This window comes from Streptomyces sp. YJ-C3 (assembly GCF_053891275.1).
In genome coordinates, this window is the sequence record NZ_CM132685.1 from 6,615,206 (window position 1) to 6,630,065 (window position 14,860).

Consider the following 14,860-nt stretch of genomic DNA (forward strand, 5'->3'; position numbering starts at 1 on the left):
GGGTCAGCGCTGCCGCTTCCAGGGCCCGGTGATGGCGAGCATGATGCCGGGCGTCTGGATGTTGGCGAACAGGGTGCGCCCGTCGGGCGAGAAGGTCACGCCGGTGAACTCGCTGTACTCCGGCTCCTGTTCGGTGCCGATGTTGAGTTCGTTGCGCGCGATCGGGTACGTGCGGCCGCGCTCGGTGGCGCCGAACAGGTGCTGGACGCCCTCGCCGTCCTCGGCGATGACCAGGCCGCCGTACGGGGAGACGGTGATGTTGTCCGGGCCGTCGAAGGCGCCGTCGACGGACGGGTCGGGGTTCACCCCGAGGAGCACCTTCAGGGTGAGGGTGCGGCGCTTGGGGTCGTAGAACCAGACCTGCCCGTCGTGCTGGACGGGGCTCTCCTCACGCGCGAACGAGGAGACGATGTACGCGCCGCCGTCCGCCCACCACATGCCCTCCAGCTTGCGGGCGCGGGTGATCTCGCCGTCCGTGAACTGCTTGCGCGTGGAGACCGTCGTGGCGTCGCGGTCCGGGACGTCGATCCAGTCGACGCCGTAGACCGTGCCGAGCTTGGTGGCGCGCGACAGGTCGTCGACGAAGCGGCCGCCGGAGTCGAAGCACTTGAACGCCTGCAGCTCGCCCGCGTCGGCGGCGAGGGTGCGCAGCTTGCCGCGGCCGTGCTTGAAGCCGTGCGGCGGGACCCAGCGGTAGAGCAGGCCGTTCGGCCCGGAGGCGTCCTCGGTGAGGAAGGCGTGGCCGCGCTTGGGGTCGATGACGACGGCCTCGTGGGCGTAGCGGCCGAACGCCTTGACCGGCTGGGGCGCGCGGTTGGCGCGCCGGTCGTAGGGGTCGACCTCGAAGACGTAGCCGTGGTCCTTGGTGAAGCCGTTCTTGCCGGCCTTGTCCTCGGTCTCCTCGCAGGTCAGCCAGGTGCCCCAGGGGGTGTTGCCGCCCGCGCAGTTGGTGGCGGTGCCGGCGATGCCGACCCATTCGGCGACCTCGCCGCCGCGGCGTACCTCGACGACGGTGCAGCCGCCGGCCGCCATCGGGTCGTAGACGAGGCCTTCGGTGAGCGGCACCGGGTGGGGCCACTGGGCGCGGGCGCCCGCCAGCTCGTGGTTGTTGACGAGGAGGGTGGTGCCGCGGGGGCCCTCGAAGGTGGAGGTGCCGTCGTGGTTGGACGGCGTGAACTCGCCCGAGTCCAGCGTGGTCCGGCCGCTGTAGGTGATGACCTTGTACGAGAACCCGGCGGGCAGCGCGAGCAGGCCCTCCGGGTCGTCGAGCAGCGGGCCGTAGCCGACGCCGTCGTGCCCGTGGCCGTGGCCGTGGCCGTGGTCGTCGTCGCCGTGGTGGTCGTGCCCGTGGTCCGTGGCGGCGAGGGCGCCCGGCGCGGTGGCGAGGGCGCCGACCGATCCGGCCAGGGCCACGCCCGCGCCGGTGGCGGCGGAGCGTCTGGCGAAGTCCCTGCGAGTGAGCGACATGGTGGCTGTCTCCTGCTGACGGTGGACGGGAGGCGGGGCCGGGTGGGGAGGGAGCGCGGACCCTGTTTCGGCCACACGGTCTCGCTCGCGTATAAACGGCGGTTGAACACCGTCCTACGTCGAGGGGCTCGCTTCCATGACTTCCGTGAACCTGCCGCAGTCCGGACGCCGGGTCCTCGTGAGCGGTGCCTCGCGGGGCCTCGGGCGCGCGCTGGCCCGGGCGTTCGCGGCGAACGGCGACCGGGTCGCCGTGCACTTCGCCTCCCGGGAGGAGGAGGCGCGGGCCACGCTCGGCTCGCTGGACGGCGAGGGGCATGTGCTGGTCGGCGGCGACGTCTCCGACGCGGCGGGCGCGGCGTCGATCGCCGAGCGGGCCGTCGAGGGCCTCGGCGGTCTCGACGTCCTCGTGAACAACGCGGCCGTGAACCTGCCGCACCCGCCCGTGACCACGTCGTACGCGCAGTGGTCGGAGCTGTGGCAGCGGCATGTCGCGGTGAATCTGCTCGGTACGTCGAACCTGAGTCATCTGGCCGCACACCGCATGATCGAGCAGGGCACGGGCGGCCGGATCGTCAACGTCGGGTCGCGCGGTGCCTTCAAGGGCGAGCCCGACCATCCGGCGTACGGGGCGACGAAGGCCGCCGTGCACGCGCTCGGGCAGTCCCTCGCGGTCGCGCTCGCGCCGCACGGGATCGGGGTGGCGTCGGTGGCGCCCGGGTTCATCGAGACGGAGCGGGTGGCGCACCGGCTGACCGACGAGGTGCGTGCCCAGAGCCCGTTCGGCCGGGTCGCCTCGGCGGACGAGATCGCCGGGGCCGTGCTCTGGCTGGCGTCTCCCGGGGCGCAGTGGGCCTCGGGAACCGTCCTGGACCTCAACGGTGCCTCCTACCTGCGTACCTGACAGCGCTTTCCGGATACATCGGAAGAATCTTCGTAAAGAAGGTCAACAGGCGCAGCTCATAAGCAATCCGAAGATTTCACGCGGAACGCCTTGACCACCCCTCCGTGCGGCAATAGACAGGCCCTACCTGCAACACCGCATCACCCGCCTAGGGGGGCGAGCCGAGTGGACGCACGGCAGGCACGCACCCTCCATGAGAGCCGGCTGCTGAAGCTGGCCAATGTCACCGGAGTCGGTACCGGGAGGGACGAGCACTCGGGTGCGGACGTGATCGTCGTCTTCGTCACCCGGAAGGTGCCCCGCGACCGGCTCGGCGCGGAAGACGTGGTTCCCGAGGAGCTCGACGGGGTCCCGGTGCGCGTGCTCGCGATCGGCGAAGTCCAGGCCCACGGCAACGAGGGCGACGAGTTGTGAGGGAACCCCTGCACGCACAGTCAGGGGAAGAGGTGGTCTGGCGTGAGCCAGCCCGAATTGATGCGAGGACCCGCCGGCGGTCAGCTCAGCGACAGTTCCCGCCAGCAGGCGACCAGTGACTTCCTGCGGCGCGAGGCGCCGCTGGCCAATGTGGTCGGCTTCGGCCACGGCGTGAAATGGGTCGACGGACAGCCCACCGGCGAGGAGGCCGTCCTCGTCCTCGTGACCCAGAAGGTGCCCGAATCACTGCTGCCCGAGCGCGATGTGATTCCACGTCAGATGGACGACGGCACCCCCACGGACATCGTGGCCGTCGGCCAGATCTCCGCCCAGCGCCGGCAGTCCAGGCCGTCCGGCGTCCGCACCGAGGAAGGCGTCGGCTACGGGCCCGACGGCGGCGGCGCCCAGCGGTCCGGCGGCTACGGCCAGTCGCTGCTGGAGGAGCTCGGCGCGGTCCCGAGCTTCGAGCCGCAGGTGCTCATCCGCCGGATGCGGCCGTGCCCCTCGGGCTTCTCGGTCGGCAACGTCGCGGTCACCGCCGGCACCCTCGGCAGCGTGGTCCACGACTTCCTGCCGGGCGCGACGGTGGACCCGCCGGGTCCCGGGCTCGGCACTCCGTCGAAGTTCTACATCCTCTCCAACAACCACGTGCTCGCCGACTCCAACCGGGCGCAGCTGGGCAGCGTCATCCTGCAGCCCGGCACGTTCGACGGCGGCACGAACCCCACGGACCGGATCGCGACGCTGTCCCGGTTCATCACCATCCAGTTCGCCCCGCAGACGCCGCTCGACCAGCAGAACAACGTGGTCGACTGCGCGCTCGGCGAGGTCCCGTTCCAGGACGCCACGCGTGAGCAGTACTTCAGCGGCGCGCCGCGCGCCTGGCGCCGCAAGGCGAACGTCGCGGTCGGCGATCTCGTGAAGAAGACGGGCCGTACGACGAACATCTCCTTCGGCCGGATCATGGCGGTCGACGCGACGGTCGACGTCAACTACGGCACGGCCGGCACGGCCCGGTTCAAGGACCAGGTCATCACCACGAACATGTCGGCGGGCGGCGACTCCGGGTCCCTGGTGACCTCCCACGACAACGTGGCCGTCGGTCTGCTGTTCGCCGGTTCGTCGCAGGTCACCGTCGTCAACCACATCGAGAACGTACGCGCGTTGCTGCGCGTCGAGGTCTCCGAGCGACTCGCCTGACCCACGAATCGAAGGGAGGTCGGTCCATGACCACTCAGGCACGCAAGCAGAAGGGCCAGTCCCGCGCCGAGCACCGCTTCCACAACCCGCAGGGCGCGGAGGTCAAGACGCGCGACGAGGCGTTCGCCGCGCAGCGGGACGTGTCCGCGGAGGCCGTGTCGGTCGACTGCAAGCTGGAACTCAACAACGGCGCGATCACCTTCGCCATCACCGCGAAGATCAATCCGAACACGCACCCCTACGTGGTGACCGGCGGCCAGATCACGTCCGGTATCTGCGGCGCCCCGTGGGACATCACGGGCGGCTTCATCGGCGACACGTTCCGGCTCGACGCGAAGCGCTCCGGTCAGGGTTCGTGCGCCAACACGATCACCGTGGTCGGCGAGTACCAGAATCCTCCGGCGTATCGGGGGACCTATGGCTTCGACGGGGCGACATCGTCCTTCAAGCACACGACCCGGTATCTCTGCTAGCCGCACCGCTGCGCTGCCGCGTCTGCCGGGTGCTGGTCGTCCGGCGGGCGCGGCCCGGTGGGGGCCGATCGCGCAGTTCCCCGCGCCCCTGAAGACATGCGGCTCCGCCGCTCTCTTCGACGATGAGATGCCGCACGAAGTGCGCATCTCAGGGGCGCGGGGAACTGTGCGAGAAGCCCCACCGGTCCCGCACCCGCCCGCCGGGGACCGGACCCGCAGACGCTACTGCGCCGCCGACCGAGCCTTAAAGGCCGCCTTGCGGGCCTCCTTGGCCACCTTCTTGTCCGGGTGGAGGCGGCCCATCGCCTCCAGGACGTCGGCCGTGGCCGGGTGGTCCACCCGCCACGCCGCCGAGAAGAACCCACTGTGCTGCGCGGCGAGCCCCTCGACCAGCGCCTGCAGTTCGTCGGAGTTGCCCTCCAGCGAAAGCTGCGCGGCGATCGTGTCGACGGTCAGCCAGAAGACCAGGTCCTCCGAGGGCGCGGGCACGTCCGCCGCGCCGTGCTCGGCGAGCCAGACCCGGGCGAGACCGCCCAGTTCGGCGTCGTCGAGGACCTCGCGGAGCGCGGGCTCGGCCTCGGTGCCGACCAGGGAGAGCGCCTGCTGGCAGCGGAGCCTGCGCAGCGGCGCCCCGGTGTCGGTGCCGCGGGCGGCGGCGAGCAACTCCCGTGCCGCGCCCAGCGGTTCACGCCGCGCGAGCCACTGCTCGATCTCGGCCTGCGCGGCCGCCTGCGGGAACGCGGAGGTGCCGTCGAGGAGCGTGTCCGCGCCCTTGTCGGCGAGGTCGCCGACGGCCGGGGCGTCCACGCCCGCCTCCAGCATCCGCGCCCGGATCCCGTACAGGCCGAGCGGGGTGAGCCGCACCATGCCGTACCGGGAGACGTCGGACTCGTCGACGGGCTCGGCCACCGGTTCGTCGGCGTCGGCCATGAGCGCCTCGTCGACGGGCTGGAACTCCACGAGGCCGACCGGGTCGAGCAGCCGGAACTGGTCGTCGAGCCGCATCATCGCGTCCGACACCTGCTCCAGGACGTCGTCGGTGGGCTCGCCCATGTCGTCGGGCACGATCATCGACGCGGCGAGCGCGGGCAGCGGGACGGGGCCGTCCCCGGCGCCGCCCTCGGTGACGGTGAGCAGATACAGGTTGCCGAGCACGCCCTCCAGGAACTCGGCCTCCTCCTCGGGGTCCCAGTCGAGCTGCGAGAAGTCGATCTCGCCGCCCTCCTCCATGGCGTCCACGAGGTCGTCGAGGTCGGGCACGCTCGCGTCGGCGAGCACCGTCTCGAGCGCGCCGAGCCACAGGCCGAGCACGTCCGCGGGGGCGCCGGAGGTGAGGGTGCCGAGCTCCTCGCCGACGGTGACGGTGCCCTCCTCCTCGTCCACGATCTCCAGCAGACCGGTGTCGACGGCGATGCGCCAGGCCTCGCTCGCGTACGCGGCGCCGTCCTCGTCGTCGGTCAGGCCGAGTTCGGCCGCGGCGGCGGGCAGCTGCTCCTCGACGAGTTCGCCGCCGGCGCCGACCCGGGTGTCGGGGCCGGCCCAGCGGGCGAGCTGCACCGCGCGCGACAGGAGGGGGGTGGCGAGGGCGTCCCGCGCCAGCTCCGCTTCGGCGGGCAGCCGGACCGGCGGCAGGGGGGAGCTGTCTGACATCGGCTGGTTCTCCTCAGGGGCGTACGTTGCGACCGCTCAGCCTAGACGGATTTGACCCTTTGCTGCCCGGTTCATGTACCCGTCAGGTTTCCGTCGCCCGGGAGACATCCGCGAAACCTTGACAACTCCCGGGCCCAGGAAAGAGATTGACGCGCGTAGAAAGCTGTAGGAAGCCACCCTCGTCCCGGCGCTCGCCACACGCACGTCCCCGGAGGGATCCCTTGCCGAGCAAGTCCGCGCGGTCCTCGCGCTCGCCGTTCTCCCGCTCCCGTCTCGCCGCACTCGCCGTCACGACCGCGTGCTGCGCCACGTCCGCCGTCGTCGTCACGGCCCCCGCGCACGCGGCGACGGTCGCCATCCATGACATCCAGGGCACCACCCGGACGTCCCCGCTCGCCGGTCAGCAGGTCACGGACGTGGCCGGTGTGGTGACCGGGGTCAGAACGTACGGCTCGTCGAAGGGGTTCTGGTTCCAGGACACGGCCCCCGACGACGACCCGGCCACCAGTGAGGGCGTCTTCGTCTTCACGAGTTCCACTCCGACCGTGAAGACCGGTGACGCGGTGACGGTCTCGGGCACGGTGTCCGAGTACGTGCCCGGCGGCGCCTCGTCCGGCAATCAGTCGCTCACCGAGATCACGAAGCCGACGGTGACCGTGGTGTCGTCCGGCAACCCGGTACCGGTGACGACGATCAGCGCGAAGTCGGTGCCGTCCGCCTACACGCCCGCGGGCGACGCGGCGGCGAACGGCTCGGTCAACGGCCTGACGCTGCGGCCGAAGAAGTACGCCCTCGACTACTACGAGTCCCTGGAGGGCCAGAACGTACGGATCGGCTCCTCGCGGGTCGTCACCGCCAGCGACGCCTACGCGGAGCTGTGGGTCACGGTCGAGCCGCACGAGAACGCGACACCGCGGGGCGGCACGCGCTACGGGTCGTACACGTCGCAGAACACCGGACGGCTGCAGATCCAGTCGCTCGGCGCGGTCGCCGACTTCCCGGCCGCCGATGTCGGCGATGTCCTGTCCGGCACCACCGAGGGCCCGCTCGACTTCACCCAGTACGGCGGATACACGCTGGTGGCGCGGGAGTTGGGCACGCTGAAGCAGTCGGGGCTCGCGCGTGAGACGACCCGGAAGCAGAAGTCGGGCGAGCTGGCCGTGGCGACGTACAACGTGGAGAACCTCGACCCGGGCGACGCCACGTTCGAGGAGCACGCGGCGGCGATCGTCGACCACCTCCAGTCGCCCGACATCGTGTCCCTGGAGGAGATCCAGGACAACAACGGCGCGAAGGACGACGGCACCGTCGCCGCCGACGTGACGGTGGACAAGCTGATCGACGCGATCGTGGCGGCGGGCGGCCCGCGCTACGACTGGCGCTCGATCGACCCGGTAGACGACCAGGACGGCGGCGAGCCCGGCGGCAACATCCGCCAGGTGTTCCTGTTCAACCCCGAGCGGGTGTCGTTCACGGACCGCGCGGGCGGCGACGCGACGACGGCCGTGGGCGTGACCCGCGAGCACGGCCGGGCCGCGCTGACCGCCTCGCCCGGCCGGATCGACCCGGCGAACGAGGCGTGGAAGACCAGCCGCAAGCCCCTCGCGGGCGAGTTCACCTTCCGCGGGAAGACCGTCTTCGTCATCGCCAACCACTTCGCGTCGAAGGGCGGCGACCAGGCCCTGACCTCGCAGTACCAGCCGCCGACGCGCAGCTCGGAGATACAGCGCCACGCGCAGGCGACGTCCGTGAACTCCTTCGTGAAGGACATCCTGAAGGTCCAGAAGGACGCGGACGTCATCGCGCTCGGCGACATCAACGACTTCGAGTTCTCGGGTACGGCGCAGCGCCTGGAGGACGGCGGAGCGCTCTGGTCGGCGATCAAGTCGCTGCCGCGCGGCGAGCGCTACACGTACGACTACCAGGGCAACAGCCAGGTTCTCGACCAGATCCTGGTCAGCCCCTCGATCCGCTGGAAGGGCGCGTTCGCGTACGACAGCGTGCACATCAACAGCGAGTTCCACGACCAGATCAGCGACCACGACCCGCAGGTGCTGCGCCTGCGCCCGTAGCGGTCAGCCGAACACCGAGACGAGCCAGGCGCTCCAGTCGGCCTCGTTCTGCGCGGCGTCGGCGTCCGGCGCGAAGTCGTGGACGCTGATGCCGACGGGGGCGCCCCAGCGGCCGCGGCCGAAGATGCGGTACAGCGCGGTGTCGGTGCGCAGGCCGATGAACCAGTCGTTGCGGTAGTCGAGGACGGTGTCCAGGGTCCGGCCGTCCGGGCCCTGGACGCGGATGCGGGTGCCGGCCGCGGCGTCGTCGGGCAGGTTCAGCGCGCGGCCGACCGCGGCGAGCGCGTCCTTGCCCACCGAGGTGGCAGGACCGTCGAGGGTGGCGAAGGCGGCCGGGCGGCCCGCGAAGTACGTGACGTACTGGCGCAGGGTGTGCAGATAGAAGTCGGTGTGCTTGTCGGCGCCGTCGTAGTACTCGTCCCAGTTGTCGACGAAGATCCCGCTGTGGACGTAGCGGACCCAGGAGCGGGAGCCGCCGTCGCGGGCCTCGATCGTGTAGTCGAGCTCGTTGAGCGTCTGGAACGGGGGCAGCGCCGCCGGGTCCTCGGAGCGGACGGTGAGCCGGTGCGGCGGGTCCCACACGGTGAGCACCGAGTTGAAGGGGCCGGCGCCGCCCTCCTTGGGCTCGTACTCCATGGGCCACAGCCAGCCGCCCGAGTGGGCGGTGACGGCGTCCCAGACCTGCTCGGGCGAGGCCCCGACCTCGAACTCGCGGGGGATCTCGAACTCTTTCCCGGCGTCGTTCCGCTTCTCGTCACTCATGGCTGTCGCTCCGTCAATTCACTGTTGTCGGTGGGTGGTTGGATTCGGGGTTCGCTTCGGGGCCGGGGCTCGGTCCCGTCCTTGACCTTCGGGTGCAGGGCGATCACCAGGCGGTGGTCGCGGCCCGCCACGGCGTCGGCCGCGTGGTACTTGCGGATCAGCGCGTCGACTCCCTGCGTCAGCTCGGTCACGAACGCCGCCCGGTCGGCAGCGGAGGCGAACCGCACCTCGCCGTCGAGCGCGAACGTCGCCAGCCGCTTCCTGGCCCGCGCCGCGCCGGTGAGCAGTGCGCCCACGTCCCGTACGAGGCGGGCGGCGAGCGCGAGGAGCCAGTGCGCGGAGAGCTGGTCGCGGGCCCGGTCCGGGTCGGGCTGCACGGCGCCCAGCGCGCCGGGCGAGATCACGTAGGAGGCCGCGCTCGCGCGCATCAGCCGCTCGGTGACATTGCCCTTGCGCCGCTCACCGGCCAGTTCGACCAGGCCGTGCTTCTCCAGCGCCTTCAGGTGATAGTTCACCTTCTGCCGCGGCAGGCCGACCTTGGGCGCCAGCATCGCCGCGGACGCGGGCCCCTCGGCGAGCTCGGCGAGCAGCCGGGCCCTTGTCGGGTCGAGCGAGACCGCGGCGGCGGCCGGATCCTCGATGACGGTGACGTCCAACATGACTCCACCGTCCCACCGAAAACTTTTTTTGTCCAGGCGAGGGAAATGTTCGGTCGGGGCCCCGCCGAGGTCAGCGGGTGTCGGCGGGGGTCAGCCGCAGCGCGGGCCGATAGCGGTCCCCCTCCCCGGCGTCCCGCCCCTGCTCCCACTCGGCGCAGGTCAGGTACGCGGACCCGTCGAGGGTGCGGTGCAGATGTACGGTGACCAGTCCGGGCCCCTCGACGGGCGCGGGCTCGCGCTCGTGGACGGTGAGCGCGACGACGCCCGGCTCGCGCCCTCGCGCGGGTCCCCAACTGCTGCGCACCAGGCGGGTCTTGTGGAGCGCGAGCCGTCGGATGCCGGGGACCGCGGCGTCGATCTCGGCGTTGCGGTCGTCGCGCCCGTTGGCCCTGCTGTCTCCCGCGCCGTGGAAGAAGTCCTCGTACGCGGCGAGGTCCCGCCACTGCGAGCGGTGCATCAGGGTCGTCCCGTCGACGCTCTCGTGGACGCTGTAGGACAGCAGGCCGGCGTGCGGCCACGGCCGGGACCGCCAGGCGTGCTCGACGGCGTCGATCGTGGCGCGCTGCCGCTCGGGCCCGCCCACGTCCCAGGTGGAGACGAAGGCGAGCTCGGTGTCCGGGTGCGTCGGGTGCGCGGTCATGGCTTCCTCCAGGAGGCGCGGCGGGTGATCCACGCCTCCCAGGCTCAGCCCTCGACCGTGCTTGAGGTCAAGGCCCGCCCGGCGGATCAGAGCAGGTGCCCGCCACCGTGGTTCACGGCCGCCTTGGAGACGGCGTACAGGCTGGAACTGCCGTCGGCGAGAACGCCCGCCTGGGAGGAGATCGTGACCGCCGCGCCCGCGCCGCTCGCCTTCAGGTGCGGCACGGCGGCGGTGATCGTCTGTCGGACCCCGATGACGTTCAGGTCGTCCAGGCGCCGCCACACCTCGGGGCTCGCCGCCGCCAGGTCGTCGTGCGGGATGATTCGGTGGCGCCCGCGCAGTTGACGAGGATGTCGAGCCGTCCGTACGCGTCGACGGCCCCCTGCACCAGGGCCCTCGCCTCCTCTTCCACCGACACGTCCGCCTGGAGGTGGACGGCGTCGGGCAGTTCGGCCGCGAGTTCCTTGCCCGCGGCCACCGAACGGGCCGAGTTGACGACGACCTTCAGCCCGTCGGCGGCGGACCGGCGGGCGACGGCGGCGCCGATGCCGGACGACGAGCCGGCGATCAGCGCGACCCGCTGCTCCGTTCATCGCAGAGCTCGCTCAGTGCATCCCCGGCTCACCCCCGCCCATCGCCTTGCCGAGCCGACCCAACTGCCCCTGGAACCAGTCGAGCCGGGCCTGCAGCAGGGCCGCCTCCGCGACGAGTTCCGGTACGCCGGGGGTCTCGCCGGCCGTCAGGGCGCCCGGCAGGGCCGGCACCTGCAGCCCGTCCCCCGCGAGCCGCGCGAACGTCGCGAGGGTCCAGCGAGCCCGTCCTCCCACACAGCCGCCACAGGCCGCCTCCAGGGCCCGTCGCCCGTCGCGGCCCCACCCCGCGTCGGCCAGTACCGAGGCCGCCGCCCCGCAGGGACACGGGCCGACGGTCGCGGTGCGCACCCGCTGCCGCTCGTACCGGAAGCCGCGCTCGAAGCGGATGTAGGCACCGAGGACGGAGACCTCGAGGAGCACGGCCTTGCGGTGCTCGGCCTGGAGCAGCAGGCCCTCGGCGACGCGGCGCTCGTGCACGCAGTGGAATCCGCAGTCGCAGCGCCGGTGCGGGGCGCGGTGCCGGCGCCCGTAGACGCAGCGCGCCTCGTCGAGCACACGGTAGGGCGCGGCCGCACCGAGGGAGACGCCCACGAAACCGGCGCGCTCGCCGTCCGCGTCGAGTACCGGGTGGGCGATCTTGTATCCGGTGGGCGGCTCCGCCGGACGTTCCTCGGGGAGCCGGGACCTCATCGGACGGCCGGGACCTCGACGGGCTCCGGGCTTGTGTCGACGACGGCTTCGGTCTTCAACTCAGGCCGCTGTACGTCGACTTCGGGCTCCGCGACCTCGCGCGGCGCTTCTTCGGCTATTCCGGTGGCGAGTGCTTTGCCGAGCCTCATGCTGCCTCCCCTGGACGGCCTTCGGCGACCCGGTCCTCGGCCACCGGCTTCTCATGGTGGCGCATGCCGGGCGTTTTGGCACCAGCGCCTTCCGCGTCGGCGACGAGCAGCGCGTACTGGTCGGCCACCAGCGCCTCGGCCACCGCGACCGCCCGCTCCCCCGCACGGCACAACCCCGCCTGTGAGTACGGCGCCGGCGCCGGGTGCCTGCGACGCCACCACGTCTCGCCCACCGCATAGATCCCGCTCGCGCACATCAGCACGGGCATGGCCAGGGCCATCGCCACGTCTCGCACCAGGAACCCCTTATGAACTGGCCAACATCTTCTGTGCAGTTCATCGGATTCCGGACGCGCCACCTGAAGACCGCCTATCGGCCAAAAACTCACCGAGAACGTCCGAAACAGGGCCCTCGTCACCCGTAACCTTCAGCAGAGCTCCGCCCTACCTCGTAGCAGATTTAAGTGGAGCTTCACGGAAGGGCGGCCGACACTGCTCTCATGACGCATTTCGCCCCTCCGCCCTTCGGCCGCGCCCTGTGCGCCATGGTCACGCCCTTCACCGAGACCGGCGCCCTCGACCTGGAGGCCGCGCGGAAGCTGGCCGACCGGCTCGTCACCGAGGGCTGCGAGGGGCTCGTGCTGTCCGGCACGACCGGCGAGTCCCCCACGACGACGGACGCCGAGAAGGCGGACCTGGTGCGCGCGGTGCGCGAGGCGGCCGACGGGCGGGCGGCCGTCCTCACCGGCGTCGGCACGGCCGACACCACGCACACCCTGGCCCTCGCGCACCAGGCTCAACAAGCCGGTGCCGACGGCCTGTTGGCCGCCACGCCGTACTACAGCCGACCGCCGCAGGACGCCGTCGAGGCACACTTCCGCGCGCTGGCGGACGCCACGGACCTGCCGGTGATGCTGTACGACATCCCCGGCCGCACCGGCACCCGCATCGAGCCGGAGACGATGCTGCGACTCGCGGAGCACCCCCGGATCGTCGCCGTGAAGGACTGCGCGTACGACCTGCTCGGCACCCAGAAGGTCATGCGGGAGACAGATCTGGCCTACTACACGGGCTGCGACGAGTACGTCCTCGCGCTGTACGCGCTCGGCGGCGCGGGCTACGTCTCGACCGTGGCGAACGTCGTGCCCGCCGCCTTCCGGGCGATCGTCGACGCGTACGACGCGGGCGACACGGCCGGGGCCGCCCGCCGTCAGCAACGCACCGTCCCCCTCACGGAGTTGATGATGAACGCCGGCCTGCCCGGCGCGGTCACGGCAAAGGCGCTCCTCGCCGCGCTCGGCCTCCCGGGCAACGCCTTCGTGCGGGCACCGCTGCGGCCCGCCGGCCAGGACGTGACCGACGGGCTGCTCACGGCGTACGGGGAACTGATCAGCGGGTCGTGAACTGCGGTGTCCAGCGGCCCGGGTAGGCCGCGGAGGCCTTGCGGAAGTCGCTGAGCGCGACGACCTTGTCGCTGCCCAGAGTGACCAGGAGCAGCTGGTTGTGGAACTCGCCCTTCCCGCCGCACCTCTTGGGGTCGCAGCCCCAGGCGATGAGCCGCTTGTCGTCGGCCCACGCGAGCAGCTGCTGCGCGGGCAGCTTGTCGACGCGCCTGCCGGTCCGCGCGTCGTTCACGGCGACGGCGATCTCGCCCCCCTCGCCCGCGAAGTCGCCGCCCGCGAGCCTGCCGTTGGGCGAGACCCCCGCTTCGGAGATCATCTCCCAGCCCCGCAGGTTCTGGGGTGTGGCCACCTTGTTGCCCTGGAAGTCGTAGAACTGCGGGCCGGGCTGCATCGGCGCCGACACGGCGAGCAGCTTGCCGCCGGGTGCGAACTCGAAGTCCTCCCGCGCGTTGAACTCGTCGCCCTCGTGCGGCGCCGGCGCCCACTTCCCCTTCCCGCTCGCCACGTCGATGACGGAGAAACCGGTCCGGGACGGGTGCCCGGGGCTCGGCTCGTCCGGACCGCTGCCGTCGTTCATCGGCCGGTCCTTGTACAGGTGGTCCGGGTCCTTCTCGTACGTGGTCGCGACGAGCCTGCTGCCGTCCGGCGAGAACTGGACCCCGGCGGCCCCCTGTTCCACCGGGATCCAGCGCTCCACCTTGTTGCTGGCCAGGTCGAGGATCCCGACCCGCTTCGCGGGCAGTTCCTTCTCCAGGACCGCGGCGGTGCGCAGCCCCGGGGCGACGGTCAGCCAGGACCACCGGGTCGTCTTCCGGTACGTCTTGGTCGTGGGGTCGATGACCCCGTACGTACGCGTCAACCTGCCGTCGCCGTCGGCGAACTTCACCGACTTGTACGTGACGAACGACGCCAGCGCCGTCCGCCCCGCCGCGATCGCGTCCTTCGGCGGCGACTGGTCCGGGTGCGCGACGACGTCGGCGGGGCCGATCACGTCCGCGGGCCGCACGTCCTCGCCGCCGCCGATCCGCGGTACGGCCACGACGGTGGCGGCCACCGCGGCGACGGCCACGGTCGCGGCCGCCACGGTGCGGACCCGGCGCCTGCGCCGCGTCACGAACACCCGGTCGGCCAGGTCCGCGGGCGCGGGTCCGACCTCGGCGGCCTGCTCGCCGAGTGCCTCCTTGAGTACTTCGTCGACGTTCACGGGCGCACCTCCACCGGCGCGTAGTCACGGGACGGCGGCTGCTCGGCATCGGCCGGGCCGAGCGCACCCAGCTCGGGCGCGAGGCCGCGCAGCCTGGCCAGGGAGCGGTGGGTGGTGGAGCGCACCGTGCCCACCGAGACACCGAGAAGACGGGCCACGTCGGCCTCGGGCAGGTCCTCGAAGTAGCGCAGCACGAGCACGGTGCGCTGGCGTGCGGTGAGCCGGGCGAGCGCGGCGCGCATGACGATGCGCAGCTCGGCGGAGGACGTCCCGGCGTCGGCGCCGGCCTCGTCCGGCACCTCCCCGTAACTCACCTCTCTCCTCGGCCATTTCAGCCGCCACCGGCTGACCTGCTGCCGGTAGAGGACCTGCCGGACGTACGCCTCGGGGTCCTCCACCCGGTTCCACCGGCCGGCGACCTTGATCAGCGCGTTCTGCAGCAGGTCCTCACCCGCGTGCCGGTCGCCGCCGCACAGCAGCACCGCCGTCTTCAACAGCACCGTGGACCGGTTCGCCACGAAATCCCGGAAACCGTCCGCACTCTCGCCGCGTTCACCGCGTGCCGCATCCATCGCCACCTTCT

At 71.8% G+C, this 14,860-nt stretch carries 18 protein-coding genes; 6 read left to right on the top strand and 12 right to left on the bottom strand.

All coding sequences use genetic code 11. From position 1 onward, the window contains the following. Window positions 1–3: 3 nt before the first annotated feature. Window positions 4–1,467: an alkaline phosphatase PhoX gene (locus ACVHNB_RS29715; RefSeq protein WP_428955456.1), complete on the bottom strand. Its 1,464-nt coding sequence runs from the start codon at window positions 1,465–1,467 to the stop codon at window positions 4–6. Between the two features lie 136 nt (window positions 1,468–1,603). Here ACVHNB_RS29715 and ACVHNB_RS29720 point away from each other — a divergent pair, with 136 nt between their 5' ends. From ACVHNB_RS29720 to ACVHNB_RS29735, 4 genes are all read left to right on the top strand, one after another. Beyond that, entirely contained in the window at window positions 1,604–2,368 is a 765-nt protein-coding gene (locus tag ACVHNB_RS29720; protein WP_428955455.1) for an SDR family NAD(P)-dependent oxidoreductase, read from the top strand. A gap of 165 nt (window positions 2,369–2,533) precedes the next feature. Beyond that, window positions 2,534–2,782: a hypothetical protein gene (locus ACVHNB_RS29725; RefSeq protein WP_428955454.1), complete on the top strand. Its 249-nt coding sequence runs from the start codon at window positions 2,534–2,536 to the stop codon at window positions 2,780–2,782. Between the two features lie 42 nt (window positions 2,783–2,824). Continuing rightward, complete coding sequence (locus ACVHNB_RS29730; protein WP_428955453.1) at window positions 2,825–3,982, top strand: chymotrypsin family serine protease; 1,158 nt, start codon at window positions 2,825–2,827, stop codon at window positions 3,980–3,982. A 26-nt stretch (window positions 3,983–4,008) separates the two neighbouring features. After that, complete coding sequence (locus ACVHNB_RS29735; protein ID WP_456226284.1) at window positions 4,009–4,455, top strand: hypothetical protein; 447 nt, start codon at window positions 4,009–4,011, stop codon at window positions 4,453–4,455. A gap of 222 nt (window positions 4,456–4,677) precedes the next feature. On the opposite strand, the gene ACVHNB_RS29740 is transcribed toward ACVHNB_RS29735, so the two are convergent. Beyond that, window positions 4,678–6,105 carry a hypothetical protein gene (locus ACVHNB_RS29740; protein ID WP_428955451.1) on the bottom strand — a complete coding sequence of 476 codons (1,428 nt, stop codon included), beginning with the start codon at window positions 6,103–6,105 and terminating at the stop codon, window positions 4,678–4,680. Between the two features lie 221 nt (window positions 6,106–6,326). Between ACVHNB_RS29740 and ACVHNB_RS29745 the strand changes: the two genes are divergently transcribed. Further along, the gene (locus ACVHNB_RS29745) at window positions 6,327–8,177 is read left to right on the top strand and encodes an endonuclease/exonuclease/phosphatase family protein (RefSeq protein ID WP_428955450.1); all 1,851 of its coding nucleotides are present in this window, start codon (window positions 6,327–6,329) and stop codon (window positions 8,175–8,177) included. A 3-nt stretch (window positions 8,178–8,180) separates the two neighbouring features. On the opposite strand, the gene ACVHNB_RS29750 is transcribed toward ACVHNB_RS29745, so the two are convergent. The 8 genes from ACVHNB_RS29750 to ACVHNB_RS29785 all read right to left on the bottom strand — a co-directional run bounded on the left by ACVHNB_RS29750 (window position 8,181) and on the right by ACVHNB_RS29785 (window position 11,957). Further along, the gene (locus ACVHNB_RS29750) at window positions 8,181–8,939 is read right to left on the bottom strand and encodes an SRPBCC family protein (protein WP_428955449.1); all 759 of its coding nucleotides are present in this window, start codon (window positions 8,937–8,939) and stop codon (window positions 8,181–8,183) included. Next, window positions 8,936–9,598: an ArsR/SmtB family transcription factor gene (locus tag ACVHNB_RS29755; RefSeq protein WP_428955448.1), complete on the bottom strand. Its 663-nt coding sequence runs from the start codon at window positions 9,596–9,598 to the stop codon at window positions 8,936–8,938. The genes ACVHNB_RS29750 and ACVHNB_RS29755 overlap by 4 nt, the downstream gene beginning before the upstream one ends. Before the next feature lie 70 nt (window positions 9,599–9,668). Beyond that, window positions 9,669–10,238 (bottom strand): hypothetical protein, encoded by a 570-nt coding sequence (locus ACVHNB_RS29760; protein WP_456226285.1) that lies wholly within the window; start codon window positions 10,236–10,238, stop codon window positions 9,669–9,671. Between the two features lie 86 nt (window positions 10,239–10,324). Beyond that, a complete protein-coding gene (locus ACVHNB_RS29765; protein ID WP_428955446.1) occupies window positions 10,325–10,522 on the bottom strand; it encodes an SDR family NAD(P)-dependent oxidoreductase in 198 nt (65 codons plus the stop codon). Further along, entirely contained in the window at window positions 10,498–10,809 is a 312-nt protein-coding gene (locus ACVHNB_RS29770; RefSeq protein WP_456228964.1) for an SDR family NAD(P)-dependent oxidoreductase, read from the bottom strand. The genes ACVHNB_RS29765 and ACVHNB_RS29770 overlap by 25 nt, the downstream gene beginning before the upstream one ends. Window positions 10,810–10,843: 34 nt before the next feature. Continuing rightward, on the bottom strand, window positions 10,844–11,521 hold the full coding sequence (locus ACVHNB_RS29775) for a hypothetical protein (protein ID WP_456226286.1): 678 nt from the start codon (window positions 11,519–11,521) through the stop codon (window positions 10,844–10,846). After that, window positions 11,518–11,670, bottom strand: coding sequence for a hypothetical protein (locus ACVHNB_RS29780; RefSeq protein ID WP_428955444.1), 153 nt, complete (start codon window positions 11,668–11,670; stop codon window positions 11,518–11,520). Before ACVHNB_RS29780 ends, ACVHNB_RS29775 begins: the two co-directional genes overlap by 4 nt. Then, a complete protein-coding gene (locus ACVHNB_RS29785; protein WP_428955443.1) occupies window positions 11,667–11,957 on the bottom strand; it encodes a hypothetical protein in 291 nt (96 codons plus the stop codon). Before ACVHNB_RS29785 ends, ACVHNB_RS29780 begins: the two co-directional genes overlap by 4 nt. Window positions 11,958–12,170: 213 nt before the next feature. Here ACVHNB_RS29785 and dapA point away from each other — a divergent pair, with 213 nt between their 5' ends. After that, complete coding sequence (dapA, locus tag ACVHNB_RS29790) at window positions 12,171–13,073, top strand: 4-hydroxy-tetrahydrodipicolinate synthase (protein ID WP_428955442.1); 903 nt, start codon at window positions 12,171–12,173, stop codon at window positions 13,071–13,073. Here dapA and ACVHNB_RS29795 read toward each other — a convergent pair. Then, window positions 13,060–14,277: a WD40 repeat domain-containing protein gene (locus tag ACVHNB_RS29795; RefSeq protein ID WP_428955441.1), complete on the bottom strand. Its 1,218-nt coding sequence runs from the start codon at window positions 14,275–14,277 to the stop codon at window positions 13,060–13,062. The two genes, dapA and ACVHNB_RS29795, sit on opposite strands and share 14 nt — an antisense overlap. After that, window positions 14,274–14,849, bottom strand: coding sequence for a SigE family RNA polymerase sigma factor (locus tag ACVHNB_RS29800; RefSeq protein WP_428955440.1), 576 nt, complete (start codon window positions 14,847–14,849; stop codon window positions 14,274–14,276). The genes ACVHNB_RS29795 and ACVHNB_RS29800 overlap by 4 nt, the downstream gene beginning before the upstream one ends. Window positions 14,850–14,860 lie beyond the last annotated feature (11 nt).